General features: G+C 66.5%; 25 protein-coding genes, 1 tRNA gene and 1 pseudogene. 10 read left to right on the top strand and 17 right to left on the bottom strand.

The genetic code is table 11. The features are described from left to right. Positions 1-58: 58 nt before the first annotated feature. The 6 genes from LC060_RS00135 to LC060_RS00110 are packed head-to-tail and all read left to right on the top strand — an operon-like array spanning position 59 to position 4,533. Positions 59-1,000: an MBL fold metallo-hydrolase gene (locus LC060_RS00135; protein ID WP_226631798.1), complete on the top strand. Its 942-nt coding sequence runs from the start codon at positions 59-61 to the stop codon at positions 998-1,000. A gap of 50 nt (positions 1,001-1,050) precedes the next feature. Beyond that, entirely contained in the window at positions 1,051-1,488 is a 438-nt protein-coding gene (locus LC060_RS00130; protein WP_413465080.1) for a YeeE/YedE family protein, read from the top strand. A gap of 1 nt (position 1,489) precedes the next feature. Continuing rightward, positions 1,490-1,906 carry a DUF6691 family protein gene (locus LC060_RS00125; protein ID WP_226631797.1) on the top strand — a complete coding sequence of 139 codons (417 nt, stop codon included), beginning with the start codon at positions 1,490-1,492 and terminating at the stop codon, positions 1,904-1,906. 46 nt (positions 1,907-1,952) lie between these two features. Beyond that, a complete protein-coding gene (locus LC060_RS00120; RefSeq protein WP_226631796.1) occupies positions 1,953-3,539 on the top strand; it encodes a bifunctional protein tyrosine phosphatase family protein/NAD(P)/FAD-dependent oxidoreductase in 1,587 nt (528 codons plus the stop codon). Between the two features lie 38 nt (positions 3,540-3,577). Then, positions 3,578-4,369: a sulfite exporter TauE/SafE family protein gene (locus tag LC060_RS00115; RefSeq protein ID WP_226631795.1), complete on the top strand. Its 792-nt coding sequence runs from the start codon at positions 3,578-3,580 to the stop codon at positions 4,367-4,369. After that, positions 4,366-4,533 carry a hypothetical protein gene (locus LC060_RS00110; protein ID WP_226631794.1) on the top strand — a complete coding sequence of 56 codons (168 nt, stop codon included), beginning with the start codon at positions 4,366-4,368 and terminating at the stop codon, positions 4,531-4,533. Before LC060_RS00115 ends, LC060_RS00110 begins: the two co-directional genes overlap by 4 nt. A gap of 275 nt (positions 4,534-4,808) precedes the next feature. Here the strand turns inward: LC060_RS00110 and cydX are convergent, their stop codons facing one another. From cydX to LC060_RS00095, 3 genes are read right to left on the bottom strand one after another with little or no spacing between them, the layout of a single operon-like run. Beyond that, positions 4,809-4,925, bottom strand: a complete 117-nt coding sequence (gene cydX, locus LC060_RS00105) for a cytochrome bd-I oxidase subunit CydX (protein WP_039389664.1) — start codon at positions 4,923-4,925, stop codon at positions 4,809-4,811. A 12-nt stretch (positions 4,926-4,937) separates the two neighbouring features. Continuing rightward, entirely contained in the window at positions 4,938-6,089 is a 1,152-nt protein-coding gene (cydB, locus tag LC060_RS00100) for a cytochrome d ubiquinol oxidase subunit II (RefSeq protein WP_226631793.1), read from the bottom strand. An 18-nt stretch (positions 6,090-6,107) separates the two neighbouring features. Continuing rightward, positions 6,108-7,691, bottom strand: a complete 1,584-nt coding sequence (locus LC060_RS00095) for a cytochrome ubiquinol oxidase subunit I (RefSeq protein ID WP_226633551.1) — start codon at positions 7,689-7,691, stop codon at positions 6,108-6,110. Between the two features lie 200 nt (positions 7,692-7,891). On the opposite strand from LC060_RS00095, the gene LC060_RS00090 reads away from it, so the two are divergent. The 3 genes from LC060_RS00090 to LC060_RS00080 all read left to right on the top strand — a co-directional run bounded on the left by LC060_RS00090 (position 7,892) and on the right by LC060_RS00080 (position 11,646). After that, complete coding sequence (locus tag LC060_RS00090; protein ID WP_226631792.1) at positions 7,892-9,457, top strand: ATP-binding cassette domain-containing protein; 1,566 nt, start codon at positions 7,892-7,894, stop codon at positions 9,455-9,457. Next, positions 9,454-11,064: an amino acid ABC transporter ATP-binding/permease protein gene (locus LC060_RS00085; protein WP_226631791.1), complete on the top strand. Its 1,611-nt coding sequence runs from the start codon at positions 9,454-9,456 to the stop codon at positions 11,062-11,064. The genes LC060_RS00090 and LC060_RS00085 overlap by 4 nt, the downstream gene beginning before the upstream one ends. A gap of 288 nt (positions 11,065-11,352) precedes the next feature. After that, the gene (locus tag LC060_RS00080; protein ID WP_226631790.1) at positions 11,353-11,646 is read left to right on the top strand and encodes a histidine kinase; all 294 of its coding nucleotides are present in this window, start codon (positions 11,353-11,355) and stop codon (positions 11,644-11,646) included. Here LC060_RS00080 and hemN read toward each other — a convergent pair. From hemN to ccoN, 9 genes are all read right to left on the bottom strand, one after another. Further along, on the bottom strand, positions 11,630-12,943 hold the full coding sequence (gene hemN / locus LC060_RS00075) for an oxygen-independent coproporphyrinogen III oxidase (RefSeq protein WP_226631789.1): 1,314 nt from the start codon (positions 12,941-12,943) through the stop codon (positions 11,630-11,632). The genes LC060_RS00080 and hemN overlap by 17 nt on opposite strands. Positions 12,944-13,049: 106 nt before the next feature. Then, complete coding sequence (gene ccoS / locus LC060_RS00070) at positions 13,050-13,220, bottom strand: cbb3-type cytochrome oxidase assembly protein CcoS (protein WP_226631788.1); 171 nt, start codon at positions 13,218-13,220, stop codon at positions 13,050-13,052. Between the two features lie 11 nt (positions 13,221-13,231). Next, the gene (locus LC060_RS00065; RefSeq protein ID WP_413465079.1) at positions 13,232-15,400 is read right to left on the bottom strand and encodes a heavy metal translocating P-type ATPase; all 2,169 of its coding nucleotides are present in this window, start codon (positions 15,398-15,400) and stop codon (positions 13,232-13,234) included. Continuing rightward, entirely contained in the window at positions 15,397-15,861 is a 465-nt protein-coding gene (locus LC060_RS00060; RefSeq protein WP_226631787.1) for a FixH family protein, read from the bottom strand. Before LC060_RS00060 ends, LC060_RS00065 begins: the two co-directional genes overlap by 4 nt. 17 nt (positions 15,862-15,878) lie before the next feature. Beyond that, a complete protein-coding gene (ccoG, locus tag LC060_RS00055; protein WP_226631786.1) occupies positions 15,879-17,339 on the bottom strand; it encodes a cytochrome c oxidase accessory protein CcoG in 1,461 nt (486 codons plus the stop codon). 143 nt (positions 17,340-17,482) lie between these two features. After that, entirely contained in the window at positions 17,483-18,427 is a 945-nt protein-coding gene (ccoP, locus tag LC060_RS00050) for a cytochrome-c oxidase, cbb3-type subunit III (RefSeq protein WP_226631785.1), read from the bottom strand. Next, entirely contained in the window at positions 18,420-18,590 is a 171-nt protein-coding gene (locus LC060_RS00045) for a cbb3-type cytochrome c oxidase subunit 3 (protein WP_226631784.1), read from the bottom strand. The genes ccoP and LC060_RS00045 overlap by 8 nt, the downstream gene beginning before the upstream one ends. Beyond that, a complete protein-coding gene (gene ccoO / locus LC060_RS00040; protein ID WP_039389679.1) occupies positions 18,587-19,336 on the bottom strand; it encodes a cytochrome-c oxidase, cbb3-type subunit II in 750 nt (249 codons plus the stop codon). The genes LC060_RS00045 and ccoO overlap by 4 nt, the downstream gene beginning before the upstream one ends. A 25-nt stretch (positions 19,337-19,361) precedes the next feature. Further along, positions 19,362-21,023, bottom strand: a complete 1,662-nt coding sequence (ccoN, locus tag LC060_RS00035) for a cytochrome-c oxidase, cbb3-type subunit I (RefSeq protein ID WP_226631783.1) — start codon at positions 21,021-21,023, stop codon at positions 19,362-19,364. 231 nt (positions 21,024-21,254) lie between these two features. Here ccoN and LC060_RS00030 point away from each other — a divergent pair, with 231 nt between their 5' ends. Beyond that, positions 21,255-21,953, top strand: coding sequence for an OmpW/AlkL family protein (locus tag LC060_RS00030; protein WP_226631782.1), 699 nt, complete (start codon positions 21,255-21,257; stop codon positions 21,951-21,953). Between the two features lie 103 nt (positions 21,954-22,056). Here the strand turns inward: LC060_RS00030 and LC060_RS00025 are convergent, their stop codons facing one another. The 5 genes and pseudogenes from LC060_RS00025 to LC060_RS00005 all read right to left on the bottom strand — a co-directional run bounded on the left by LC060_RS00025 (position 22,057) and on the right by LC060_RS00005 (position 25,873). After that, positions 22,057-22,554, bottom strand: a complete 498-nt coding sequence (locus LC060_RS00025; RefSeq protein ID WP_226631781.1) for a GtrA family protein — start codon at positions 22,552-22,554, stop codon at positions 22,057-22,059. Between the two features lie 117 nt (positions 22,555-22,671). Beyond that, complete coding sequence (locus LC060_RS00020) at positions 22,672-23,373, bottom strand: Crp/Fnr family transcriptional regulator (RefSeq protein WP_148627152.1); 702 nt, start codon at positions 23,371-23,373, stop codon at positions 22,672-22,674. A 123-nt stretch (positions 23,374-23,496) separates the two neighbouring features. Then, a complete protein-coding gene (locus LC060_RS00015; RefSeq protein WP_226631780.1) occupies positions 23,497-24,186 on the bottom strand; it encodes a fumarylacetoacetate hydrolase family protein in 690 nt (229 codons plus the stop codon). A gap of 216 nt (positions 24,187-24,402) precedes the next feature. Further along, positions 24,403-25,550 (bottom strand): annotated as a pseudogene (locus LC060_RS00010) (IS3 family transposase). A 246-nt stretch (positions 25,551-25,796) separates the two neighbouring features. Then, a tRNA-Met gene (locus tag LC060_RS00005) sits at positions 25,797-25,873 on the bottom strand. Positions 25,874-25,908 lie beyond the last annotated feature (35 nt).

Genomic DNA, 25,908 nt, shown 5'->3' with positions numbered 1-25,908 from the left:
TTGCTTCTTGACGCAATACAGTTACATAATTACATTAAGTCAAAATTTGGAGAACGACATGCCTGACGCACCAGCCCCCCACACGGCCCTGAGCCAGGCCGCCGCCCAGATCGAAACGGCGCGCGGCGACAGCGCAAAGCGGCCGGAAATCGCAGCTTTCTTCGATGAAACGACCTTCACTGTGTCGTATGTGGTCCACGACCCGGCCAGCAGCGAAGCGGCGATCATCGACTCGGTCCTCGATTACGAAGCCTCTTCGGGTCGCACCTCGAGCGGATCGGCGGACCGGGTCCTTGCCTACGTGACTTCGAAAAATCTGAAAGTCGCCTGGCACATCGAGACGCACGCCCACGCCGACCACCTTTCCGCAGCGCCCTATCTCCAGGAAAAGCTGGGCGGCAAGCTCGCCATCGGACGCGAGATCGTGCGCGTGCAGGAGGTCTTCGGCAAGATCTTCAACGCGGGCACGCGCTTTGCCCGCGACGGCTCGCAGTTCGACCACCTCTTTGCCGATGGCGAGACCTTCACGCTCGGCACGCTGACCGGCACCGCGCTCCACGTTCCCGGGCACACCCCGGCCGACATGGCCTACGTGATCGGCGATGCGGCCTTCGTGGGCGACACGCTGTTCATGCCCGACTACGGCACCGCGCGCGCGGACTTTCCGGGCGGCGATGCCCGCCAGCTCTACCGCTCGATCCGCCGCCTGCTGACGCTCCCGCCCGAAACCCGGCTGTTCCTGTGCCACGATTACAAGGCACCGGGCCGCGAGGAGTTCGTCTGGGAGACCACCGTGGCCGAGCAGCGCGCGACCAATGTCCACGTCCACGACGGCGTGAGCGAGGACGATTTCGTCGACATGCGCACCCGCCGCGACGCAACGCTCTCGATGCCCAACCTCATCCTGCCCTCGGTCCAGGTCAACATGCGCGGCGGACACTTGCCCGAGCCCGAGGACAACGGCGTGCGCTACCTCAAGATTCCCGTCAACGCGCTCTGAAGCAGCCCTCTTTCCAGACAGACAGAAAGCCCCCCATGTTCGACTGGTTCATGCAAACGTTTCCAGATTCCCAGCCGCTCCACGGGCTGGCCGGCGGCGTCCTCATCGGCCTTGCGGGCGCCGTCATGCTCCTGGGCCCCGGCCGCATCGCCGGGATCAGCGGGATGACCGCGCGCGTCGCGGGCCTCTCGGGCGGCGCGCCCTGGCCGCTCGCGGCCCTGTTCCTCGCCGGACTTCCGGCAGGTGCGCTGGCCGTGGCGGCCCTGATCGGCGGCATCCCGGCGCAGTTTCCGCCCTCGCTCGTCCTTCTCGCCATCGCGGGCCTGGTGACGGGCGTCGGCACGCGGCTGGGCAGTGGCTGCACCAGCGGCCACGGCGTGTGCGGCCTCTCGCGCCTCTCGCCCCGCTCGATCGTCGCCACGCTCACCTTCATCGCCACCGGCATGGTGACCGTCGCGCTGGTCAACGCTCTGGGAGGAGGTATCTGACATGCGCAATCTCATGGCTCTTCTCTCCGGCCTGCTGTTCGGTGCCGGGCTCGCCCTTTCCGGCATGATGAACCCGGCGCGCGTGCGCGGCTTCCTCGACATCGCGGGTGACTGGGACCCCACGCTCGCCTTCGTGATGGGCGGCGCGGTCCTCGTCATGGCGTTCGCCTGGGCGCTCCAGCGCCGCATGCACCGCCCGCTCGCCTGCGAAGACTTCGCCCTGCCCGGTACGCGCCTCATCGACGCACGCCTCATCGGCGGCGCCGCGCTGTTCGGTGTGGGCTGGGGCCTTGGCGGCCTGTGCCCGGGCCCCGCAATCGCCTCGCTCGTGTTCCACCCCCTCTCCGCCGGCGTCTTCGTCGTCGCCATGCTGGCAGGCATGCTCGCCTTCCGCCTGGTCGACACGCGCCGCGGCTGATTCCCCCCCCCACCTCAGAAGTACGCAAATTCCAGGAGAAGCGCGCATGCAGACGCGGCATATCGAAGGTCAGCTCCACGTTTCCGGGCAGGTTCGCCCGCAGGACATCGACGGTCTCGTATCCGCCGGCATCACGACGCTGATCTGCAACCGCCCCGACAACGAAGAGCCCGGCCAGCCGAGCTTCGAAGAGCTTGCGCAGGCCGCGCGGGCCAGGGGCATCACCCCCTTCTACCTGCCCGTCGGCGGCCGGATCGCGCCCGAGGACCAGGCCGAGGCCTTCGCGAAGATCCTTGCGGAGAATCCCGGACCGACTCTCGCCTTCTGCCGCACCGGCAACCGCTCCGAGAAGGTCGCCTGCGCCGCGCGCAGCCGGTCCGCAGCCAACGGGGCCGCCCAGACCCACGCACCGCACCACAAGGTGGTGATCGTGGGCGGCGGCTCGGCGGGGATCGCGGCGGCAGCCTCGCTTCTGAAGCGCAGCCCCGCGCTCGATGTCGCCATCGTCGAGCCCAGCGAAGAGCACTTCTACCAGCCCGGCTTCACTATGGTCGGCGGCGGCGTGTTCAAGCAGCCCGACACCGTGCGCAAGACCCGCGAGGTCCTGCCCAAGGGCGCAAGCTGGATCCGCGCGGCGGTCACCGGCTTCGCGCCCGACACCAACACCGTAGAGCTCGAAGGTGGCGCAGCCGTCACCTACGACGTGCTCGTTGTCGCGCTGGGCAACCGTCTCGCCTGGGACAAGATCGAAGGGCTGGAGGCCGCGCTCGGCCAGAACGGGGTGACCTCCAACTACCGCTACGATCTTGCCCCCTACACCTGGCAGATGGTCCAGAAGCTGGCCCGCACGCCTGGCCCGCGCCGCGCGCTGTTCAGCCAGCCGCCAATGCCGATCAAGTGCGCGGGCGCGCCGCAGAAGGCCATGTACCTCTCGTGCAGCGAGTGGGAGGAGCGCGGCGTCCTGGGCGACATCGAGGTCGAGTTCCACAACGCAGGCGGCGTCCTGTTCGGCGTGCCCGACTACGTGCCCGCGCTCATGGAGACGGTCGAGCGCTATGGCATCGGCCTGAAGTTCGGCTCCACCCTCGTCGCGGTCGACGGCCCCGCGCGCGAAGCGACGTTCCGCACCGAGGACGGGGAGATCACCCGCGGCTTCGACATGCTCCACGCGGTCCCCCCGCAGGAGGGCAACCCGATCATCGCGAACAGCCCGCTTGCCGATGCGGCCGGCTATGCCGAGGTTGACCAGGTGACGCTCCAGTCGCTCAGCTGGCCCAATGTCTTTGCACTGGGCGATGGCTGCAGCACCCCCAACGCCAAGACCGCCGCCGCCGCGCGCAAGCAGGCGCCCGTGGTTGCCGTCAACGTGCTCGCAGCCCTCGATGGCAAGGACCCGGTCGCGGCCTACGATGGCTATGGCTCGTGCCCGCTGACGGTCGATCGCGGCCACATCGTCCTTGCCGAGTTCACCTATGGCGGCAAGCTCGCCCCCTCGCTGCCCAAGTGGCTGATCGACGGGACGAAACCCTCGCGCATGGCCTGGCACCTCAAGGCCGACGCCCTGCCCCCGATCTACTGGCACGGCATGCTCAAGGGTCGCGAGTGGCTGGTGCCGCCCGCCCCGCTGCTCTGAACGCCTGATCCCTCCCCCAGCTGAACCGGTCCCCTGCCATGCTCGACGCCTCCCACATCGACCTCGCCTACCTGCTACTCGGCGCCTTTTCGGGCGTTCTCGTGGGCTTTACCCTTGGCCTTGTCGGTGGGGGCGGCTCGATCCTGGCCGTGCCGCTGATGGTCTACCTCGTCGGCGTGCCCAGCCCCCACGTCGCCATCGGGACGAGCGCCTTTGCCGTGGCGATCAACGCGGCGACGGGGCTTATCCAGCACGCGCGCTCGGGCAACGTGAAGTGGCGCTGCGGGGGGATGTACGCCTTCGCCGGGATCTTCGGCGCCTTCCTCGGCTCGACCCTGGGCAAGGCCATCGACGGGCAGAACCTGCTCTTCCTCTTCGCACTCGTGATGATGGTGGTCGGCGGCCTGATGCTCCGGGGTCGAGGCAACATGGGCATACCCGGTGCGCAGTGCAATCGCGAGAACGCCCCCAAGGTGCTGGGCTTCGGGCTTGGCACCGGGGCCTTTTCCGGCTTCTTCGGGATCGGGGGAGGCTTCCTCATCGTGCCCGGCCTGATCGCCTCGACCTCGATGCCGATGATCAACGCGGTGGGCACCAGCCTCGTCGCGGTGACCGCCTTTGGCCTGACCACGGCGGCCAACTACGCGATCTCGGGCCTCGTCGACTGGTTGCTGGCCGCCGTCCTCATCGCAGGCGGCGTGCTCGGTGGCTTCGGCGGCACCTGGACCGCCCGGCGCCTCTCCGGCCAGGGCCTGCTCACCACGGTCTTTGCCGTCCTCATCTTCGTCGTCGCCATCTACATGCTGCTGAAGTCGGGCGGCGTCCTGTGACCGCGATCCCCGACAAGGAGGCCAGGTGCCAGGCAATCCTTGCCCTCATCGCGCAGGGCAAGGGCGTGGTCGAAAGCTGCCGCGAGATCGGCGGCATCTCGGAAAAGACCTTCCAGAGGTGGCGCAAGTCGCGGGCGGAAACAGCCGCAGCCAATCAACCCTGAGAGCACATGATCCCGGCCTCGGCCGGGATTTTTGTATCCGCCTGTCTGGCAAACAGGTCAGAAAGGCTCAGGAATGATTCCGAGGGCCATTGCCCTCGGGCTCCCCATACCGTCTACCTCACCTCCCGCGCGCCGCCGTGGCCGAGAAAGGTGAGGTCGCCCGTTATGGGGGCAAGGGGCGATGGCCCCTTGGAAAAAGACTTCCTTCCCCCACACCAAAACGCCGCCTGCATCCCCAGGGACACAGGCGGCGTTTTCGTCAGGCCGACCGGCGCTCAGTCGAGGACGGTACGGTCCTCGGACGGGTCGGAGTGGAACTCGTGCCACACGCCGTTGATGACGCCGAAGCTGACGGCAAGGCCCACGCCCAGGATCCAGGCAAAATACCACATGGGTCGAACTCCTCAGTAGAAATCGGGGTTGAGACGGACTTCCTCATCGGTCACGCGGCCGAACATCACCTTGTAGGCCCAGGCGGTGTAGAGAAGCACGATCGGCAGGAAGATGAGCGTGACGAGCAGCATGATGAACAGCGTGCCCTGGCTCGAAGAGGCGTTCCACAAGGTCAGGCTCGAGGCCGGATCGATGGAACTGGGCAGGATGAAGGGGAACATCGAAAGCCCCACGGTCGCGATGATGCCCACGTTCGCCAGCGTCGAACCGGCAAAGACCAGCACGTGCTTGCGGCCCGAAATGCCAAGGAACGCAAGGACCGGGCCAAGGAGGCCCAGCACCGGGGCAAGCAGCATCCAGGGGTGCGCGGCGTAGTTGTCGAGCCAGGCGCCGGTTGCGGCCACAGCGCCCGTCAGGTGCGGGTTGGACGGGCCTGCCGGATCGGCCTCGGCGGCAAGGCGGTAGCCCATGTCGCCATAGGCCACGAAGACGCCGCCCAGCACGAACAGCACGAGCGAGGCAAGCGCGGCGATCTTGCCGAACTTCAGGGCGCGGTCGAGCACCGGGCCCTCTTCCAGCTTCAGGCTGAGCCAGCCAGCGCCATGCAGCACCAGCATCGTCACCGACAGCAGGCCCGTGAGCAGCGAGAAGGGCGTAAACAGACCCAGCAGCGAACCTTCGTAGAAGGTGCGAAGGTCGCTATCGAGCCGGAAGGGCGCACCCAGCAGCACGTTGCCGACCGCCACGCCAAAGACCAGCGCAGGCACGAAGCCGCCCACGAACAGCGCCCAGTCCCAGCGCGAACGCCAGGCCGGATCAGCCTTCTTGGAGCGGTACTTGAAGCCCACCGGACGCAGGATCAGCGCGGCCAGCACGAGGAACATCGCAAGATAGAACCCCGAGAAGCTCACCGCATAGACAAACGGCCAGGCGGCGAAAATCGCGCCGCCCGCGAGGATGAACCAGACCTGGTTCCCCTCCCAGGTGGCGCCGATGGTGTTGATCACCTGGCGCCGCTCGACATCGTTCCTGCCGACAAACGGCAGGAGGGCGGCCACGCCAAGGTCAAAGCCATCGGCGATCGCAAAGCCGATCAGGAGCACGCCCAGGAGCAGCCACCAGATAAGGCGCAGGGTTTCGTAATCGATAGGTACGAAAGGCATTTCATCTGTCCTTTCAGATCATTCCGCGGGGACGGCGGTGTAGGCCGTCGCGACTTCGGCGGGCTCTTCACGGCCCGGGCGCCAGGGGCGGTATTCCTCCGGCCCCTTGCGGATCGAGGCGAGCATGAGGCGCACCTCGATCACCGCCAGCGCGCCATAAAGGAGCGTGAAACCGGCAATCGTGGTCCACAGCTGCGGCACGGTCAGGCTGGAGTTGGCGAGGAACGTGGGCAGCACGCCATCGACCGCCCAGGGCTGACGCCCGACTTCGGCGACGATCCAGCCCAGTTCCACCGCCAGCCAGGGCAGCGGCATGACGAAGAGAGCCGCGCGCAGGAACCAGCGCTTGTCGAAGCGGCGCATCGTGGAGAACGCGAAGGCCGTGGCGAAAAAGGCAACGAGGAGGAAGCCGATGCCCGCCATGGCGCGGAAGCCCCAGAACAGGACGGGCACTTCGGGCACGGTGTCCCAGGCCGCCTTGTCGATGGTGACCGCATCGGCCGTGCGCGGATCGGCGACGTAGCGCTTGAGCAGCATCGCGTAACCAAGGTCGTTCTTGGCGGTCTCCCACTGCGCGCGCGCAGCGGTGTTCGTGGGATCGAGCTTCAGCTTCTCGACCGCGTCATAGGCGACAAGGCCGTTCTCGATGCGGCCGCGAGCCTCGGCGACGAGGGGATAGATGCCCTCGACCTGGCCGGTCAGCGAACGCGTGGCAATCAGGCCCAGCACGTAGGGCACCTTGACCTCGAACAGCGTCTCGCGCTTTTCCTGCGAGGGCAAGGCGATGACCGAGAGGCCCGCCGGGCTGGCCTCGGTGTGCCACATGCCTTCCATCGCGGCGAGCTTCATCTGCTGGTTATCGCCCAGCGCATAGCCGCTTTCATCGCCCAGCACGACGACCGAGAGCGAAGAGGCCAGACCAAAGGCGGCGGCAACGGTGAAGCTGCGCTTGGCAAGCTCCAGGAAACGGCCGCGCAGGAGGTAATACGAAGAGACGCCCAGGACGAAGACGCTGGCGGTCACGTAGCCCGCACTGACGGTGTGGACGAACTTGGCCTGCGCCACCGGGTTGAAGACGACGTCGAAGAAGCTCGTCACCTCCATGCGCATGGTATCGGGGTTGAAGCTCGAACCGGTCGGATGCTGCATCCAGCCGTTGGCGATGAGGATCCACAGCGCCGAAAGGTTGGAGCCCAGCGCCACCATGATCGTGGTCAGCAAGTGCCCGCGCCTGGAGAGGCGGTCCCAGCCGAAGAACATGAGGCCCACAAAGGTCGCTTCGAGGAAGAAGGCCATCAGGCCCTCGATCGCGAGCGGCGCGCCGAAGATGTCGCCCACGTAGTGCGAGTAATAGGACCAGTTGGTCCCGAACTCGAACTCCATGGTGAGGCCGGTGGCGACACCCAGGACGAAGTTGATGCCGAACAGCTTGGACCAGAAGCGCGTGATATCGCGCCAGATCGGCCGTCCGGTGATGACATAGACGCTCTCCATGATGACCAGCATGAAGGAGAGGCCAAGGGTGAGCGGTACGAAGAGGAAGTGGTAGAGTGCCGTAAGGGCGAACTGAAGGCGTGACAATTCGACGACAGCGAAGTCGATCATGGGGGGTCACCTTTGCATTTTTGGTGCGATCCGTGCGTAGCCCCTTGGAGTGCATAGGCATTCCGGGCATTGATCGCAGTCAATCCCAAGTAGCGGCGTGCCCGCACGCGGCACTTGCGTCACGCGCTTGCACTCAATAGCCCCCGCCTAGGCCTCGCCAGGTCTCGAGTCAATATCACTTACACAGTTGCCGATTTATGAAACCCAAAAGAGCCGGGCAGTTCTGGGCCCTCGACATTCTCGGTGCGGCCCTGTTTTCCTGGGGAATTTCCGGCGGCGTGGAAGCACTTGTGGCGGGCACGGCCCTTTCGGCATGGCTCGCCTGCCTCGCGGGAGGGGCGCTCCTGCGCGCCAGCAGCGTTCTCCTCGTGCACCATTTCGCAATGCCCGGTGCGCAAATCGGTGCAAACCTTTGGCGCCGCGCCGCGATGTCGCGCCTGCTCGGGGGGCGCCTGCCCGCCCCTGTCAGCGCGGGAACCAGCGCGGCGCTGGCCATCGATCACGTCCAGGCCATCGAGGAGCACGGCGCCCGCTTCCAGCCGGCCCGCGTCTCGGCGGTGGTGGGCCCGCTCCTTGCCATCGGCCTCATTGCCCTCGCGAGCTGGTTTTCCGCGCTGATCCTGCTCGCCACGCTCCTGCCCTTCGTGGTCGGCATGATCTTTGCCGGAACCGCCGCAAGGCGTGCCTCGGAGCGTCAGCTCGACGCGCTGGCCGCGCTCTCCGGGCTCTTCGTCGACCGGGTCCGGCATCTCCCTCTCATCCGCCACTTCGGCGCGCAGGCGCGCATCGCCCGCCAGGTCGAAGACGCCACCCACGGCGTGGCGACCCGCACCGTCGCGGTGCTGCGCGCGGCCTTCCTGTCGAGCGCGGTGCTCGAATTCTTCGCGGCCATCGCGGTTGCGCTCGTCGCGATCTACTGCGGCTTCGCGCTGCTGGGCCTCTTGCCCTTCCCCCCGCCCGAGCCCTTGACGCTGGGCCGCGCCTTCTTTGCGCTTGCCATGGCGCCCGAGGTCTACCTGCCCATGCGCCGCCTTGCCGCCGCCTACCACGAGAAGCAGATGGGCGAGGCTGCTGAAAGCGCGCTGGCCGACTTTGCGCCCGGGCAGGACGAAGCCGAGGAAGCGTCCAGCACGACCAGCGCAGCGCCCTCTCCCTTCGACGGGCTCGTTGTCGATGGGCTGATCCTGACCTGGCCGCCGGTCTGCATCGGGCCTGTCGACCTGCGCCTCCCGCGCACCGGCATCGTGGCCCTGAGCGGCCCTTCGGGCAGCGGCAAGACCAGCACACTGGCCGCCATCGCCGGGCAGATCGAGGTCCCCTCGGGCCGGATCACGACCTTTGCCGGACATCCGCTCGATCCCGCCGACGTGGCCTGGGCCGCGCAGCGCCCGCTGCTGCTGCCCGGCACGCTGCGCCGCAATCTTGCGCTTGCCGCGCCCGAGGCCTGCGATGCCGCCGTACTGGTCGCCGCGCGCCGGGTCGGCCTTGGTCCGCTGCTGGAGAAGCGCGGCGGGCTCGACCTTGTCGTCGACCACAAGGGCTCGGGCCTCTCGGGCGGCGAGCGACGCCGTATCGGGCTGGCCCGCGCGCTGCTCTCGGGCCGGCCGCTGCTCCTGTGCGACGAGCCCACCGCCGACCTCGATGCCGCCAGCGCCGCGCAGATCGTGGCCGTGCTCCAGGAACTTGCCCGCGAGCGTGCGCTCCTTGTCGCCACCCACGATGAAACCGTCCGGGCCATCGCCCAGCAGGAGATCGCCCTGTGAGCCGCGCCGCCCCCTCGCATCCGGTCGAACTGGCCCGCCCGGCAGCCCCTGTCCGCCGCGTGCTGCGTCTGGGCACACTCTCGGCTGTGGTCGCGGCGCTGAGCGGCTTGCTGCTGCTTGGTGTATCGGGCTGGTTCCTGACCGGTGCGGCCATCGCGGGCGCCTCCGGGCTCCTCGCCGTACAGGCCTTCAACTACCTGATCCCCAGCGCCGCGATCCGCCTCCTCGCGATCCTGCGCACGGTCAGCCGCTACGGCGAGCGCATGCTCTCGCACAAGGCCGCCTTGACCGCGATGGCCGACCTGCGCAGCCGCCTCTTCCGCCTCCTCGCCGCGCAGGACACCCGCCATGCCCCCGATGTCTCGGCAGGCGAGGCGAGCGCGCGGTTGATCGGCGACATCGAATCGCTCGAAGACCTCATCGTGCGCCAGCCCACGCGCCCCGGCAGCTTGGCCGCAGCGCTCGCGGGCGTAGCCCTTGCCGCCCTTTCGGGCTGGTTCCCTGCGCTGCTGCTGGCGGGGCTGCTCGTGGTCTTTCCCTTCGCCGTGACCGCGCTATCGCGCCGCCTCACCGCCGCCCCTGCACGCGACGCCGCCGAGGCCCTGGGCGAGTTGCGCGCCCGCTATGTCGACATGGCCCAGGCCCGCGCCGAGATCGCGGCCTACGGCCTTGTCGAGACGGTCCTCGACGAACTGGCCGAGCCCATCGCGCGCCTCGATGCCGCACGCCAGGCGCTGTTCCGGGCCGAAGCTGGTGTTGCGGCCTTCCAGCTCCTCTACGGCGCGCTGGCGGCCATCGCCGTCCTTGCTACCGCGTCGGGCGGCCCCGCGCTTGCCGCGCTTGGCCTGCTTGCCGCCACGGCGGCCATCGAAGCGCTTGCGGCGATCTCGCGCACCGCGCTGCGCCAAGCCCGCGTCGAGGAAGGCCTGCGCCGCCTGGAAAGCCTGCTGGACCTTGCCGAGCAGCCTTTGCCGGCAGCGCCAAGCGAGCCCCCCCTCGCCGCCCCCTTGCGGCTGGGTGCCCACGACGTTGCCCCCGGCAGCCACATCGCCCTGCTGGGAACGTCCGGCTCGGGCAAGACCCTTGCGCTCGAGGCACTGGCCGGGCTTCGCGCCAGCAAGGCCCCGATCTGGGTCGACGATGCCCCGCTTGCCGAATGCGCCGAGGAGACCTTCCGCGGCCAGTTTGCCCTCAGCCCGCAGGACGCGCCTTTGCTCGCCGGATCGATCGCCGATAACCTGCGCCTCGCCCGCCCCGGGATCACCGAGGACGCGATGCACGCCGCGCTCGCCGTTACTTGCCTCGACGAGAGGATCGCGCGCCTTCCCGCAGGCCTCCACACCATGCTGGGCGAAGACGGCGCACCGCTTTCGGGCGGGGAACGCAAGCGCCTCTCGCTGGCCCGCGCGCTGCTGGCCGAGCGCCCCTGGCTGCTGCTCGACGAACCCACCGAAGGGCTCGACGGTGCAACCGAACGCGAACTGGTACGGCGCCTTGGCGACTGGCTGAAAAGCACGGGTACGGGCCTGGTGCTGGTCTCCCACCGTCCGCACCCGCTTTCGCTGGCGCAGCACAGCCTGCCCATCGACGCCCTGACGCGCGCCTGAAAACAGGCGCCGCGCAGACAAAAAAACAGGCGGCCCGTCACGAGGTAGGGCCGCCCGAAGGTGGGGAGAAGCGGTTCGCACCGGGGCCAGAGACAGCCAGCGGTGCGCGACCGGCAACTCTCTTCTCGCAGACGCGGCAGGAACCGGCTTTGATCATGGTCAAATCGCAGTTGCGTTAATCACAATTCTTGCCGCGTCACGCTCACGCGTGGAGGTGCAGCAGAACATCTCTGCCAAGTTCTTCACCGAGCCCTTAATGCGCGCTCCGGTGCGCCGTTCTGGTCTTGGATGGGACATGACCGCTTCCGACCGACACCGACCCCGCGCGAACGACGCCTGCGCCAGTGCGCGCGCTTTGCGCTCACCGATGCCTGTGGCCTGCCGATCGAGGTGATGGTGCGCGACATATCCTCGCGCGGGCTGAGCGCGGCCGCACTCGGCACGCCGCCGCCCGCCGAGAGCGTCGTGCGCGCCCGGCTGGAGGACGGTCAGGAACTGTGGGGCCTGGTGCGCTGGCGCGAGGGCAACCTCTTTGGGGTCGAGTTCGACACCCGCGAGGGTGCGCTCAAACCGCGGAGCTGAAACGCCGCAGCGAATCCTTGCGATAGGGATCGAAACGCGCCGCGATCGAGCGCGCGTAAGGCACGCCGCCCGGTCGGATGACAAGATCCTCGCCATCGATCTCGCACAGGTCCGCATCGAGATAGGGGCGCAGCATCGGCAGCGCTTCGGCGCGCAGGGTCTCGTCGATCCGTGCACGGCCCCGGCACAGCAGCGACTCGATCACCGCGCCGCGGTGCTGGTCCTGCGCCGTTCGCGCGATGCCCCGGTTCACCGGCAGCCGGTCCTGCGAAAGCATCATGCGGTAGCGCCCGGTGTTCTTCTCGTTCTGGGCAAGAAGGCCCGGGAAACCGCTGATCGCCGAAGCGCCAAGCCCCAGCAGCACGTCCGACGGGTCCTCGGTGAAGCCCTGGAAGTTGCGGCGCAGGGTTCCGTTCCGCATGGCCTGCGCCAGGCTGTCGCCGGGCAGGGCGAAGTGGTCGAAGCCGACCGGCACGTAGCCTGCATCGAGCAGGAAGGAATAGCCGTGTGCGGCCATCGCGAAGCGCGCCTTGGCATCGGGCAGGTCGCTTGCATCGATCTTGCGCTGGCGCGGGATCATGTGCGGGACATGCGCATAGCCGAACAAGGCGATGCGGTCCGCGCCCAGCGCCACGGTCTGTTCAAGCGAATCGTCGAGATCCGCCATGGTCTGGCCGGGCAGCCCGTACATCAGGTCGAAATTCAGCGAGGTGATCCCCGCCGCGCGCAGCATCGCGGTCGAATTCTCGATCATGCGGGTCGGCTGGACGCGGCCGATGGCCTCCTGGAGATGCGGCGCGAAGGTCTGCACGCCAAGGCTCGCGCGGTCGATGCCGATGGCCCCGATCACCGAGGCCCATTCCGAGCCCAGCGTGCGCGGGTCCAGCTCGATCGACATGACCGGGTTCGTCACCCCGAAATGCACGATCAGCGTGTCAACGATGCGCACGAAATCGATAGGCGAAATACCGTTGGGGCTGCCCCCGCCAAAAGCGATGCGCGAGACCTTTGCCCCCTTGGGTACCCGCTCGGCGACAAGGCCGATCTCGTGGTTGAGGGCATCGAGGTAACTGGCCACGCGCTCGGCCTTGTTGGCCGCGCTCGTGTTGCACCCGCAGTACCAGCAGATCTTCTCGCAGAACGGAATGTGCACGTAGAGCGATATGTCCCCGCGCACGTCGGCGAGAGCCTGGACGAAGTCGCCTTCGCCCACCTCGTCGCCGAATTCGGCCGCGGTCGGGAAGCTCGTGTAGCGCGGTACCGGGACCGCCAGCAGATCGGGGTGATATGTCCACATGCAGGGGACCTTGGGCGATCCCACCGAGCGCTTCATTGCGATCGATCAAGCCGCGCCGACAAGATCGCACAGGGGATGCCTGACGGGGGGCAAATGGGCCTTTCCCTCATCCCCTCGCGTCGTCGTCGCTGTCCTCCTCCTCCTCCTCGATGAGGATGCGGTTGGCGGCCCCGTCGAGGTCCTCGAACTGGCCGCTCTTCATCGCCCAGAAAAAGCCGACCAGGCCGACGAGCCCCATGATGAGGGCGAGTGGAATCAGAAACCCGAGTATCGTCATGGTCCGCGCGCTTACGCTTGCTCGCTTGCCCGGCCCGCCGCGCGGGCAAGACGCAAGGAATTGCCCACGACGACGAGCGAGCTGCCCGACATCGCAATCGCGGCGACGAGCGGGGTCACGTGCCCCAGGATCGCAAGCGGCACCGCAAAGACGTTGTAGATCGCGGCCATGGCGAAGTTCTGGCGCACGATGGCCATGGTCCGGCGCGCCACGCGCAGCGCCAGTGCGACCGGCATCAGGCGTTCACCCACAAAGACCGCGTCAGCCGCCTGCTGGCTGACATCGCTGGCCCCGCCCGGCGCAATGGAGACATGCGCTCCGGCAAGGGCAGGCCCGTCGTTGAGGCCATCGCCGACCATCAGCGGAAAGTGCCCTGCGCCCTTCAGCCGCTCGAGCAGCGCGAGCTTTCCGGCTGGCTTCATCGAGTGGGTGGCAAAGAGGCCCAGATCCTTGGCAACAGCGCCGACGGACGCCTCGCGGTCGCCCGAAACGATGGCCGCCGTGACGCCCTGCCCGGAAAGCTCTGCCAGCGTTGCGCGCACATCGGGGCGCAGCGGGTCGGAGAAGGCAAGGCGCGTGCGCGTGCCATCTATGAGCAGGTCGACGGCAAGCCCGCCCACCTCGAATTCGGGGCGCAGCAGCGCGACCTCGCGGCCCTGGTAGCGCGCCTGCATGCCCTGCCCGGCTTCCTCGCTAACGCTGTCGAGCGCGGCAGGTTCGGTGCCCGCGGCGCGCAGCGCCTTGGCCAACCCGCGGCTCAGCGGATGGCGGCTCGCCTGCGCGAGCGCAAGCGCAACGCTGCGGCCTTGCGGGTCGAGTACGTTCAGGTCCACCGGGCGCGGCTCACCCAGTGTCAGCGTGCCGGTCTTGTCGAACAGCACCTGATCCACCTCGGCCAGGCGTTCGAGCGCGGAACCGTCCTTGATGAGCAGCCCCCGGCGCATGAGCGCGCCCGAGGCGACGACCTGCGCGGCAGGCACGGCGAGGCCCAGCGCGCAGGGGCAGGTGATGATGAGCACCGAGACGGCGATGAGAAGCGCCTTGTAGACCCCTGCCCCTGCCAGCCACCAGCCCAGAAAGCTGAGCGCGGCGAGGCTGTGCACGGCGGGCGCGTAAAGCCGCGAGGCGCGGTCGGCGATGCGCACGTAGCGCGAGCGCGACTGTCCGGCCTCGTCCATCAGGCGCGCGATGTCGGCAATCGCGGTGTCCTGCGCGGCCGCCGTCACCTTGACCCGGACCGGGTCGCCCAGGTTGATCATGCCGGCGTGGATGGTCTCACCCTCCAGCACGGGGCGCGGCTCGCTCTCGCCCGTCAGCATCGAGGAATCGACGCGGGTGCGCCCTTCCACGATCACGCCATCGGCGGCGAGCGATTCGCCCGCGGCGACCAGCATGACCATGTTCGGCGCCAGCCCCTCGGCCGCGATGTAGCGGGTCGAGCCGTCCGGGTTCAGCACTTGTGCGCCCTTGCCCATCCGGCCCAGCAGCGCGGCAATTCCCGAGCGCGCGCGGCTGCGCATCATCGCATCGAGAACACGGCCTGCAAGGAGGAAGAAAAGCAGCATCACCGCGCCGTCGAAATAGGCATGCGGTCCGCCGGTCAGCGTCTCGTAGAGGCTCATGCCGGTCGCAAGCAGCACACCGATGCTGATCGGCACGTCCATGTTGGTGCGGCGATAGCGCAGCGCCATCGCCGCCGAGGCGAAGAAGGGACGCCCGGCATAGGCGATCACCGGCACCGCGATAAGCGCGCTGATCCAGTGGAACATGTCGCGCGTGATCGCGTCCGCCCCCGACCAGACCGAGACCGAGAGCAGCATGATGTTCATCATGCCAAAGCCCGCGACGGCGAGCGCACGGGCCAGTCGGCGCTGTTCGCCATCATCGCGCGCAAGCGGATTTTCGGCGGCGCGCTCGGCCTCGAAGCCGAGCTTGCGCAGCGCGTCGATCAGATCGTCGTCGGTGATGGCGGAGGCGTGATGGACGGCCACGCGCTTGGCCGAGAAGTTGACGCGCGCAGCCTCGACACCCGCGATAGCACCCAGACCGCGCTCGACCTTGGCGATGCAGCCCGCACAGCGCATGCCCGGAACCGTGAAGCGGCTGTCGACGAAATCGGACTCGGGGGACGTGGCCGTGTCCGAGGACGGCGCCACGAGATCGGTGACAGGCGCGTTCACAGCACGGCCCGCTCTGTCCGCCAGATCGCGCCCTCAGGCGTCTCTACCCGCAGGCGCAGCGTCCAGCGCCCCTCGGGCAGGACGGCGTCGCTGGCCCAGGTCCCGTCCGCCCCACGCGCGAAAGTCAGCGCCTGGTCGGGCTTGTGCCCGAGCGGGTGGCGTGCCTCGGCAAGGACCTGCGCGTCCTCGGGCGCGCCGGTCAACTCGAGCTGGAGGCGGCCATCGCCGCGCCGGGCAACCGCGACCTGCCAGCCCAGCGCCTCCTCGCGGCGGGCCTCGTCGAGCCAGGTGTTGAACTTCTGGCTGGCAACGTAGGAGTTCTCGACGACGATGCCGCCAAAGGTACGGCTCGCCAGCGTGGCCATGAACACGTTAACCCCCACAATGACCGTGAAACCGGCCACCAGGATCAGGGTCATGTGCTTGCCGGTAAAGGGCTTGCGCGTGGGGCGTTTCGCCATGTTCGTGTCACCTGCCATCATTCGTCTCCAGGCGCATCGAACTGCGCCTTGGCGGTATCGCTTTCACGCTCTTCCCCCTGCGCTTCCAGGGTGAAGGCGAAATCCTGGTCGCGGGTGTCCGCCGGGGCCACGACGTAGACCCGCACGACCTGCGTCGCATCGGGCGCGACGGTGCGCGTCAGGCTCCGCGACGCGGCCTCGCGGGCCATGTCCTCGGTCCACATCACCGCGCCGGGCAGGCCTTCGATGCCAAGGACCATGTCGCGCGGGCGGTTCTGCATGTTGTGCAGGCGCAGGGTATAGCCGTTGCGCACCGATCCATCGCTCATCAGGATATAGGGCGGGTTGCGGTCCTTGGCGACCGAGACATCGGTGTGGACGCGCGTGCCCAGCATGAACAGCAGACCCAGGCCAATGCCCGCCCAGACCGCGAAGTAGACGAGCGTGCGCGGGCGCCAGATAAGCTTGGCGTGCCGGGTGGGCGGATTGCCCTTCTTCTCGTTCTCCGCGTCCTCAAGCGTTGCGTAGTCGATGAGGCCGCGCGGGCGGCCGGTTTCGGCCATGACGCGGTCGCAGGCATCGATGCACAGCGCGCAGGTGATGCAGCCGATCTGCGGCCCCTCGCGGATGTCGATGCCGGTCGGGCAGACCGCCACGCACTGGTTGCAGTCGATGCAGTCGCCGTATTCGTCGGGGTTCTTCTGCGCCTTCTTGAGGCTGCCGCGCTTCTCGCCGCGCCACTCCTTGTAGGTGACGATGAGGCTCTTCTCATCGAGCATCGCAGTCTGGATGCGCGGCCAGGGGCACATGTAGATGCACACCTGCTCGCGCATGAAACCGCCCAGCGCAAATGTGGTGAGCGTGAGGACAAGCACCGTGCCATAGGCGACGGGCGCGGCCGTGCCGCTCCAGAATTCCTGGTGGAGCGTGGGAGCATCGGCGAAGTAGAAGATCCATGCGCCGCCCGTGGCAAAGGAGATCACGAGATAGATCGACCATTTGAGCAGGCGCCGCGCGATCTTGGCCGGGCCCCAAGGGGCCTTGTAGAGGCGAAATCGCGCGTTGCGGTCCCCGTCGATGAGGCGGTCGACGTGCTGGAACAAATCGGTCCAGACCGTCTGCGGGCAGGCATAGCCGCACCACGCGCGCCCCACCGCGCTTGTCACCAGGAACAGGCCGATGCCTGCCATGATGAGGAGACCCGCCACGAAATAGAATTCCTGGGGCCAGATCTCGATGCCGAACATGTAGAAACGGCGGTGTTCAAGATCGATCAGCACCGCCTGGTCGGGCGCGTAGGGACCACGGTCCCAGCGCAGCCAGGGCGTCACCCAGTAGATCGCCAGGCACGCCGCCATGATCGCCCACTTGATACGGCGGAACTTGCCATCGATGCGCCGGTTGAAGACCGGCTCGTGCTTGGCATAGAGCGAGGCCGGAGCCTCGGCGCTGGGGGTGATCGGTTCTGGCTTGTTCATGTCCGTTGTCCGCCCGTCATCGAAATGGGGGGCTGAGCGGCCCGGAAGGTGTGGTCCGGCTTTCGCGATGGGTGCGAAAGACCGGGTTACGCCTGGAGGGTCAGGCCGGGGTCCTTGCCACCCCGGCCCGTGTCAGTCCTGTGTTACTCGCGTGTCTCGGCCGTGTCTTCGGCCATATCCTCGCCTTCGGGCGCCGCTTCGGCCACCGGAGCAGCGAACTCCTCACCGCCGCCCAGCGAGTGGACATAGGCGGCCAGCATCTTGATCGTGACCGGATCGAGGCGCTCGCCCCAGGCCGGCATCACACCGTGATGCGGGTGGTGGATCTGCGCTTCGACTTCGGCCTTGCTGCCCCCGTCGAGCCAGATCGCGTCCGAGAGGTTGGGGGCACCCAGATCGCGGTTGCCCTTCGCGTTCTCGCCGTGGCAGACCGCGCAGTTGTCGGCAAAGACCTGCGCGCCGCGCTGGGTCGCCGCGCTCTTCTGCGCCTTGCCCGAGAGGCTGAGGACGTAGCCCGCCACATCGCTGATCTGCCCCGCATCGAGCAGACCGTCGCTGCCGAAGTTGGGCATCATCGACTGGCGCGTCATGTCCTCGCCCGGCTGGCGAATGCCGTAGATGAGCGTGGTCTCGATGGTCTGGAGATCACCGCCCCAGAGCCAGTCGTCGTCGTTGAGGTTGGGATAGCCCTTGGAACCCGCCGCGCCCGCGCCATGGCACTGCACGCAGTTGACCTTGAAGGCCGCCGAGCCGCCCGCAACCGCCGCACGCATCAGTTCGGGATGCTGGGGCAGTTCCGCGATCGGCATGTCGGCCAGCGAGGCGACGGTCTTGGCGCGCGCCGCAGCGGCTTCATCCATCTCTTCGGCGAGCTGCCCGCGGCTGGTCCAGCCCAGGACGCCCTGCGTGGCCGAGCTGATCCCCGGCCAGGCCGGGTAGGCCACGGTGTAGCCGATCGCAAAGACGATGCAGGCGTAGAAGGTCCAGAGCCACCAGCGCGGCAGCGGCGTGTTCAGTTCCTCGATCCCGTCCCATTCGTGGCCGACGGTCTCGGTCTGCGTGGCTTCGTCAAAACGCTTGTCAGCCATCGTTCTCGTCCTTGAAGATCATGGTGGCAGCTTCCTCGTTCTTGGCCCGGTGGCCCGGCCGGAAGGGCCAGGCGACGAGCACGAGGAAGACCAACACCATGGCGAGGAGCCCCCAGCTGTCGGCGATGTGCCGCAGCGTCTCGTAAGTGGAGTGCGCGTTCATCGCCCCTTCTCCGAAGCGAGTTCCTCCTGGGCCGCAGCGTCATTCACGTCGACGAGGGTGCCCAGCATCTGCAGGTAGGCGACCAGCGCATCCATTTCGGTCAGGCGCGAAGGGTCGCCGTCGAAGTCACGGATCTGCGACTTGGGGTAGCGCTCCTCAAGGTCGCCTGCGTCGGCCATCGGGTCGGCCTGGGCCGACAGGTCGGCCATGGCCATCTCGATGTCCTTGTCGGTGTAGGGCACCCCGACGTGGCGCAGCGCGGTGAGGTTGGCCGCGATGTCGGGGACATCGAGGTCGTTCTCCGCGAGGAACCCGTACTTGGGCATCACGCTTTCGGGCACCACCGACTGCGGGTCGGTGAGGTGCTGGACGTGCCAGCTGTCCGAGTAGCGCAGGCCCACGCGCGCCAGGTCCGGCCCGGTGCGCTTGGAGCCCCACTGGAACGGGTGGTCGTACATCGATTCGGCCGCCAGGCTGTAGTGGCCATAGCGCTCGACCTCGTCGCGGAAGGGGCGGATCATCTGGCTGTGGCACACATAGCAGCCCTCGCGCACGTAGATGTCGCGGCCGGCCTGTTCGAGAGGGGTGTAGGGGCGCATCCCCTCCACCTTCTCGATGGTGTTGTCGATCCAGAACAGCGGGGCGATCTCGACGATGCCGCCCACGATCACCGCACCGAAGGCGCAGACGCCGAGCAGGGTGATGTTCTTTTCGAGCTTCTTGTGGCGCTCGGTCATGGAAGTCATTTTACCTGTTCCCTTTCCAAGCGCTTCAGTTGGCCTGCGCGGCGCGGGCGCCGGGCAGCGGCTTGTCGGCCTCGGGATCGTAGGAGGCGTTGTGCATCGGCGCTTCCTCGCGCAGTTGCCCCGCGATGGTCTTCCACACGTTGAGCACCATGATCGCACCGCCCGCGAGGTAGAGCAGGCCGCCAAAGGCGCGCATCGCGTACATCGGGTACATCCGGGCGACGGTGTCGGCGAAGGTGTTCACGAGGTACCCGTCCGCGCCGTATTCACGCCACATGAGGCCCTGCATAATGCCTGCGACCCACATGCTCGCGGCGTAGAAGACGATGCCGATGGTCGCGAGCCAGAAGTGCCAGTTGACCATGCGCACCGAGTAGAGCCGTTCGCGGTTCCACAGGCGCGGCACCAGGTAGTAGATCGCACCGAAGGTGATCATGCCGTTCCAGCCCAGCGCGCCCGAGTGGACGTGACCGATGGTCCAGTCGGTGTAGTGCGAGAGCGAGTTGACGAACTTGATCGACATCATCGGGCCCTCGAAGGTGCTCATGCCGTAGAAGGCGAGCGCCATCACCATCATGCGGATGATCGGGTCGGTGCGGACCTTGTCCCAGGCGCCGTTCAGCGTCATCAGGCCGTTGATCATGCCGCCCCAGCTGGGCATCCACAGCATGATCGAGAAGACCATGCCCAGCGTCTGCGCCCAGTCGGGCAGCGCGGTGTAGTGCAGGTGGTGCGGCCCGGCCCAGATGTAGATGAAGATCAGCGACCAGAAGTGGATGATCGAGAGGCGGTAGGAATAGACCGGACGTTCGGCCTGCTTGGGCACGAAGTAGTACATCATCGCCAGGAAGCCGGCGGTCAGGAAGAAGCCGACCGCGTTGTGGCCGTACCACCACTGCACCAGCGCGCCCTGCACGCCCGCGAATACGGGGTAGCTCTTCGAGCCGACGAAGCTCACCGGCCAGTCGAGGTTGTTGACCACGTGGAGCATGGCCACGGTGATGATGAACGAGAGGTAGAACCAGTTCGCAACGTAGATGTGCGGCTCGGAGCGCTTGATGATCGTGCTTACGAAGACCGCCAGGTAGCAGACCCACACGATCGTCAGCCACCAGTCGACGTACCATTCGGGTTCGGCGTATTCCTTGGACTGGCTGATGCCCAGCACGTAGCCGGTGGCCGCGAGCACGATGAACAGCTGGTAACCCCAGAACACGAACCGCGCGAGGCCCGGGAAGGCCAGGCGCGCCCGGCAGGTGCGCTGCACGACGTAGTAGCTCGTGGCGATCAGCGCGTTCCCCCCGAACGCAAAGATCACCGCCGAGGTGTGCAGCGGACGCAGGCGGCTGAAGTTGAGGTAGGGCTCGAGGTTGAGCCAGGGCCAGGTGAGCTGGGCGGCGATGAACACGCCGGCCGCAAAGCCCACCACGCCCCAGAACACCGTTGCGATGACCCCCCAGCGGACCGGGTCGTCATCGTAGCGGCCCTCGTCGGGCATCTTGAGGATACCGCGCGCGATCGCGCCGTAATCCGCGCTGCGCACCGTGAACCACACGGCAATCAGCGCGGCCAGCGCGACGATGCTCATGTGAATGGCGAAACCCCCATCAGCCGCGAGCGCGACCCCGATGACGGCAAGGAAGAGCACGGCGAGCCAGAGGCCCGCCCGCGCGAGAACCGTTACCATATCATTTCTCTTTCGAGACTGTTGCTGAACCTGACGAACGCCTTGGAGAGTAACATCACTTGCAGCATTGATAATGATCAAATTGCCTCGGCAATGAAATTAAACGCCGATTTCCGTTGTTTTGCGCGTGATCAAATCAACTTGATCGCAATTGCCGCAAAGGCATTTCCGCAGCCGCTCAAGAGGGGGGACACGCATGGTGCGGCCCCGGCGGCAATGGAAGAAATGACTATGCGCAAGATGACGATGTTCGTCGCCCTGGCCGCGGCCACTGCCCTTTCCACGCCCGCCATGGCCGGCAGTCCGGACGGCAAGTTCCAGGTCAAGGTGCTCGGCACGGCCGTCCTGCCCAACGGCGAGATCGACAAGATCAAGCACCTCGATGCGGGTCTGGGCGACACGCTCGCCGACATGGGCGTGAGCGACGTCGACGCCAAGGCGAACGACAACGTGGTCCCGACCCTCGCGGTCGAATACTTCTTCAACCAGAACTTCTCGCTCGAGACGATCTGCTGCTTCACCCAGCACCACGTCAACGGCGCCGCCGACCTCGCGGGCACCGAGCTGGTCGACCACGTGCTGATCCTGCCCGCCACGGTGACGCTCAAGGCCCACCTGCCCACCGGCACGCCCTTCAAGCCCTACATCGGCGCGGGCCCCTCGGTCTTCTTCGTGTTTGACGAAAAGCCGGGCGCGACCGCCCAGGCGCTCGGCGTGGACCGCGTGAAGATGTCGAACTCGTTCGGTGTGGCGCTGCAGGGCGGTGTCGACATTGCGCTCGGCGACAGCGGCTTTGGCGTCTCGCTCGACGCCAAGAAGTACTTCATGAAGCCGACCGCCAAGTTCTACGTCGAGGACACCAAGGTGCTCGAGACCAAGCACAACCTCGATCCCTGGGTTCTCAGCGCGGGCGTCACCTACCGCTTCTGAGACCAGGTGAGGCCCAGCGCCTCCACGTCAAGGGACACACGCTGCATGCGAGGAAAGGGGGAGCACACCGCTCCCCCTTTTTTCATGCCAGTCGCAGGCCCGCCTACAGCTTCCTGAAATTGACCGTCGCGTTGAACAGGAACACCGCGGTCCCCGCCACCAGCGAGGCCGCGATGCGCGCGACCAGATAGGGCATGCCCAGAACATCGCTCAGCAACGTGAAGGCGCCCAGAAGCAGCCCCAGCCCCACCAGCGCGTTGCCGACGAAAAGAACATAGCCGGACGCCATCCCGCGCGCACTGCCCCGGAAGATCCAGACCCGCGCCAGAACGTAGTGGAGCGCATTGGCCAAGAGGAAGCCCAGTGCGACCGCCAGCAACCGACCGGTCCCGGCCTTCTCCACCAGGACCCAGATGAAGACGAGATCGAGAAGAAATGTCGCAACGCTCGCGAGGGCATTGCGCAGATAGAGGTCGAGCCCTTTGCGAGTCAGGACGCGGCGCAGGAACCCTTGCCCGCCACCCCCGGGATCAGCGTCTTCGGGGGGCACGCTGGAGGTCGCCTCGGGCGCAATATCGTACGTATTCGAACGCGGTGGCATGCCTTGCCCAACTCGCTACCATGCGCTCGGTTTCCATTCCGGCCATGCGGTCTGTGCACGCGCGCATGCATCGCATGCGGCGCTCAGACGAGCAGCATCGTCCAGGTCTGGTGCGAATCAGCCCGCTTCGGCCGCCAGCGCATCCATGTCACGAATGATGACATCGCGGCGCGAAGGCAGGTCGATGATGCCTTCGTTGCGCAGGCGCGTGAACTGGCGGCTCACCGTCTCGATCGTCAGGCCCAGCACGTCGGCGATCTGCTGGCGCGAGAACGGCAGCGTGAGGTGGCGCTCCTGCGGAGCATCAAGCGGGATCTTGCAGCCGCTGCCGCCCAGGCGTTCGGTCATCTCGACCAAGAAGCTCGCCATCTTCTCGGCCGCCGACTTGCGGCCCAGCAGCAGCATCCAGCGGCGCGTGCGGTCCAGTTCGCCCAGCGTACGCTCGAGCAGCTTGTGCTCCAGCGAGGGGTGCTCACGGGCAAAGGCATCGAAATCGCGGCGCGAGAACACGCAGACCTTGGCTTCGGTAAGTGCGGTCACACCGTGCCCACTGGTGCCGCCAAAGGGCCGCCCGATGAAGTCGGAGGGGTAAACCACACCCACGATCTGCTCGCGGCCATCCTCGGTGTTGGTCGACAGCTTGAGGACACCCTCGATCACGTTGGCCACAAGGACCGAATCCTCGCCTTCCCAGATCAGCGATTCGCCCGGCGTGATCTTGCGCGTGCGCCCGATCGCGTTGAGGGCCTCGAGTTCGCTGGCGTTGAGAGACGCACAAATCGCCCGGTTCCGGACAACACAAAGGTCACAAGTCGACATGATGTTCCGTTATCAGGGCCTGCAGCTGCACACAAGTTTCGGCAGATACCTCAATCGACTGCACATGAAAAGTAACTAGCATTTGCAAAAGCCGTCAGGTGAACGGCAAGGGCCAGTCCGGACTCAGGCCTGGTAACGGACCTCGACAGGAGGCAGGCCCGCCACTTCGCCGCGCAGACGCTGCCCCGGACGTACAGGACCGACCCCGGCAGGGGTTCCGGTAAAGACGAGATCCCCCGGTGCCAGGGGCACGTAGCGCGAGAGATGTGCAAGGATCTCGGGCACCGACCAGATCATCTGCGCGATGTCGCCCTGCTGGCGCACCACACCGTCGAGCTCGCAATGGATCGCGGCATCGCGCGGCGGCAGCCCTGGCACGATAGGCCCCAGCGGCGCCGAGGCATCAAAGCCCTTGGCCATGTCCCAGGGACGGCCCTTCGCCTTGGCCTCGGCTTGGAGATCCCGGCGCGTCATGTCGAACCCGACGGCCGCACCGAAGACAAGCGCTTCAGCATCTTCGGGAGCCAGGTCATGCCCACCGCCCCCAAGCGCGACGACCAGTTCCACTTCGTGATGGAGGTTCTCGGTCCGGGAGGGGAAGGCAAGCACACTTCCCGAGGGCACCAACGCATCGGCTGGCTTGCTGAAGAAGAAAGGGGAGGGACGATCGGGATCGCTTCCCATCTCCCGCGCGTGCTCGGCATAGTTTTGGCCCACACAGTAGATCCGCCGCACCGGAAAAACCGCCCCCTTTCCCTGCACCTCGGCCAGGACTGGTGCGTATTGAGGCAAAGGCAGAGGGCTTGCGGGCATGATGCTTTCCTTTCCACATAGACGCCTGGCTGGACTCATAAAGTCCTCCGGGCCGGAAGTGACATCCTTTGCCCTAAAGACTTGCACCTCAAAGCGAAAGCGCACGAGTTCTGAAGGGAGAAGTGGCTCGGTTTGTCTGAACAGCCTTTGACGTTTGATAAGTGGATCGTCTACGGTTTGGTTGTTCAAGCTGGCGCCCCGCAAGTCGCGGCCAATTCACGCTGCCACGGCCTGTGGCAGATTGTCAAAGTAGGTTTGATCGGGCGTACGTCCGCCGAGGCTCGAGTGAGGTCTCCGGGCGTTGTAGAAGCCCAGGTATCGGCCGATCGAACTGCGCGCTTCGCTGACGCATGCGTCGGCGTGCAGGTAGACTTCCTCGTACTTCACCGAGCGCCACAGCCGCTCGACTACGACATTGTCGCGCCAGGCGCCGCGGCCGTCCATGCTGATGGCGATACCCTCGCGCCGCAGCATGCCGGTGAAGGCCTGGCTGGTGAATTGACTGCCCTGATCCGTATTGAAGATCTCCGGCTTGCCGTAGCGCGCCAGGGCTTCCTCGAGCGCTTCCACGCAGAAGTCGGCGTCCAGCGTAATCGAAATCCGGTGGCTGAGGACCTTGCGGCTGAACCAGTCAACGATAGCGACGAGATAGACGAAGCCACGGGCCATAGGAATGTAGCTGATGTCTGTCGCCCAGACCTGATTGGGCTTCACGATCGGAAGTTTGCGCAGAAGATAGGGGTATACCTTGTGCCCTGGCGCCGGCTTGGAAGTGCTGGGACGGCGATAGACGGCCTCGATCGCCATCTTCTTCATCAGGCTCGCGACATGGCAGCGGCCGATCGTGATGCCCTCCTGACGAAGAAAGTCGCGCATCATCCGGCTGCCTGCGAACGGAAACTCCAGATGCAGCGCGTCGATGCGACGCATGATCGCAAGATCGCAAGATCGCAAGATCGTCGGACGAAACCGGCCGCGGCAAATAATAGACACTGCCCCGGCTGATCCCCAGTTCCTTCGCCTGCCGCTTCACGGGCAAGCTATGCGAGCGGTCGATCATCGCTTTGCGCTCGGCAACAGACCTGCCTTGCCGAGCGCGCCTTCCAAAAATCATTCGCCAACGTCAGCTCGCCGATCTTGGCATGAAGTGTCTTCACGTCGACGGCCGGTTCGTCCGACGCCTTCTCCGAGCCGAACACGCCCGCCGCCCCTTCGAGCAACTGCGTGCGCCACGTCGTGATCTGGTTGGGATGCGGATCATAGTCGTGCGCCAGCTCTGCCAGCGTCTTCTCACCCTTGATCGCGGCAAGCGCCACCTTCGCCTTGAATGCCGGGCTGTGGTTGCGCCGGGGTCGTCTGCTCATTCTCCGCTCCTGCCTCGCAGCCTTCCTGGCTGCTCCGACGCAGAAAATCCAATTATCTCAGTGTGCAGATCCTCCAGGCCACCTCTGGGATCGGGGAAGGAAGAGGATTTCCGAGGGCTATTGCCCTCGGGCTGCCCGAACTGTCGAGGTTGGTGCGTTCGGCGCCTGCTGGTTGTGATTTGCCAGGGCCTTGAACGCCAAAAGCCCGCCGTGCTGGCGGGCTTTGGAGAGTGTTGGTCTTGGTGTTGGTTGCGGGGGTAGGATTTGAACCTACGACCTTCAGGTTATGAGCCTGACGAGCTACCGGGCTGCTCCACCCCGCGTCACCGATGTTGAGCGTCTTGTAGAGACGCAAAAA

This window comes from Novosphingobium profundi, from assembly GCF_020524485.1.
GTDB classification, from domain to species: Bacteria; Pseudomonadota; Alphaproteobacteria; order Sphingomonadales; family Sphingomonadaceae; genus Novosphingobium; species Novosphingobium profundi_A.
This window is presented reverse-complemented; position numbering and strand designations above follow the sequence as displayed.

Bases quoted from the DNA above. Each gene is read 5' to 3' on its own strand.
- LC060_RS00020 (WP_148627152.1), bottom strand. From the start codon at position 23,373: ATGTCGACTTGTGACCTTTGTGTTGTCCGGAACCGGGCGATTTGTGCG.
- ccoO (WP_039389679.1), bottom strand. From the start codon at position 19,336: ATGACTTCCATGACCGAGCGCCACAAGAAGCTCGAAAAGAACATCACC.
- LC060_RS00130 (WP_413465080.1), top strand. From the start codon at position 1,051: ATGCAAACGTTTCCAGATTCCCAGCCGCTCCACGGGCTGGCCGGCGGC.
- LC060_RS00125 (WP_226631797.1), top strand. From the start codon at position 1,490: ATGCGCAATCTCATGGCTCTTCTCTCCGGCCTGCTGTTCGGTGCCGGG.
- ccoP (WP_226631785.1), bottom strand. From the start codon at position 18,427: ATGGCTGACAAGCGTTTTGACGAAGCCACGCAGACCGAGACCGTCGGC.
- LC060_RS00135 (WP_226631798.1), top strand. From the start codon at position 59: ATGCCTGACGCACCAGCCCCCCACACGGCCCTGAGCCAGGCCGCCGCC.
- cydB (WP_226631793.1), bottom strand. From the start codon at position 6,089: ATGCCTTTCGTACCTATCGATTACGAAACCCTGCGCCTTATCTGGTGG.
- LC060_RS00045 (WP_226631784.1), bottom strand. From the start codon at position 18,590: ATGAACGCGCACTCCACTTACGAGACGCTGCGGCACATCGCCGACAGC.
- LC060_RS00060 (WP_226631787.1), bottom strand. From the start codon at position 15,861: ATGGCGAAACGCCCCACGCGCAAGCCCTTTACCGGCAAGCACATGACC.
- ccoG (WP_226631786.1), bottom strand. From the start codon at position 17,339: ATGAACAAGCCAGAACCGATCACCCCCAGCGCCGAGGCTCCGGCCTCG.
- hemN (WP_226631789.1), bottom strand. From the start codon at position 12,943: ATGTGGACATATCACCCCGATCTGCTGGCGGTCCCGGTACCGCGCTAC.
- LC060_RS00030 (WP_226631782.1), top strand. From the start codon at position 21,255: ATGCGCAAGATGACGATGTTCGTCGCCCTGGCCGCGGCCACTGCCCTT.
- cydX (WP_039389664.1), bottom strand. From the start codon at position 4,925: ATGTGGTATTTTGCCTGGATCCTGGGCGTGGGCCTTGCCGTCAGCTTC.
- ccoN (WP_226631783.1), bottom strand. From the start codon at position 21,023: ATGGTAACGGTTCTCGCGCGGGCGGGCCTCTGGCTCGCCGTGCTCTTC.
- LC060_RS00080 (WP_226631790.1), top strand. From the start codon at position 11,353: ATGGGACATGACCGCTTCCGACCGACACCGACCCCGCGCGAACGACGC.
- LC060_RS00015 (WP_226631780.1), bottom strand. From the start codon at position 24,186: ATGCCCGCAAGCCCTCTGCCTTTGCCTCAATACGCACCAGTCCTGGCC.
- LC060_RS00120 (WP_226631796.1), top strand. From the start codon at position 1,953: ATGCAGACGCGGCATATCGAAGGTCAGCTCCACGTTTCCGGGCAGGTT.
- LC060_RS00115 (WP_226631795.1), top strand. From the start codon at position 3,578: ATGCTCGACGCCTCCCACATCGACCTCGCCTACCTGCTACTCGGCGCC.
- LC060_RS00025 (WP_226631781.1), bottom strand. From the start codon at position 22,554: ATGCCACCGCGTTCGAATACGTACGATATTGCGCCCGAGGCGACCTCC.
- ccoS (WP_226631788.1), bottom strand. From the start codon at position 13,220: ATGACGATACTCGGGTTTCTGATTCCACTCGCCCTCATCATGGGGCTC.
- LC060_RS00090 (WP_226631792.1), top strand. From the start codon at position 7,892: ATGAAACCCAAAAGAGCCGGGCAGTTCTGGGCCCTCGACATTCTCGGT.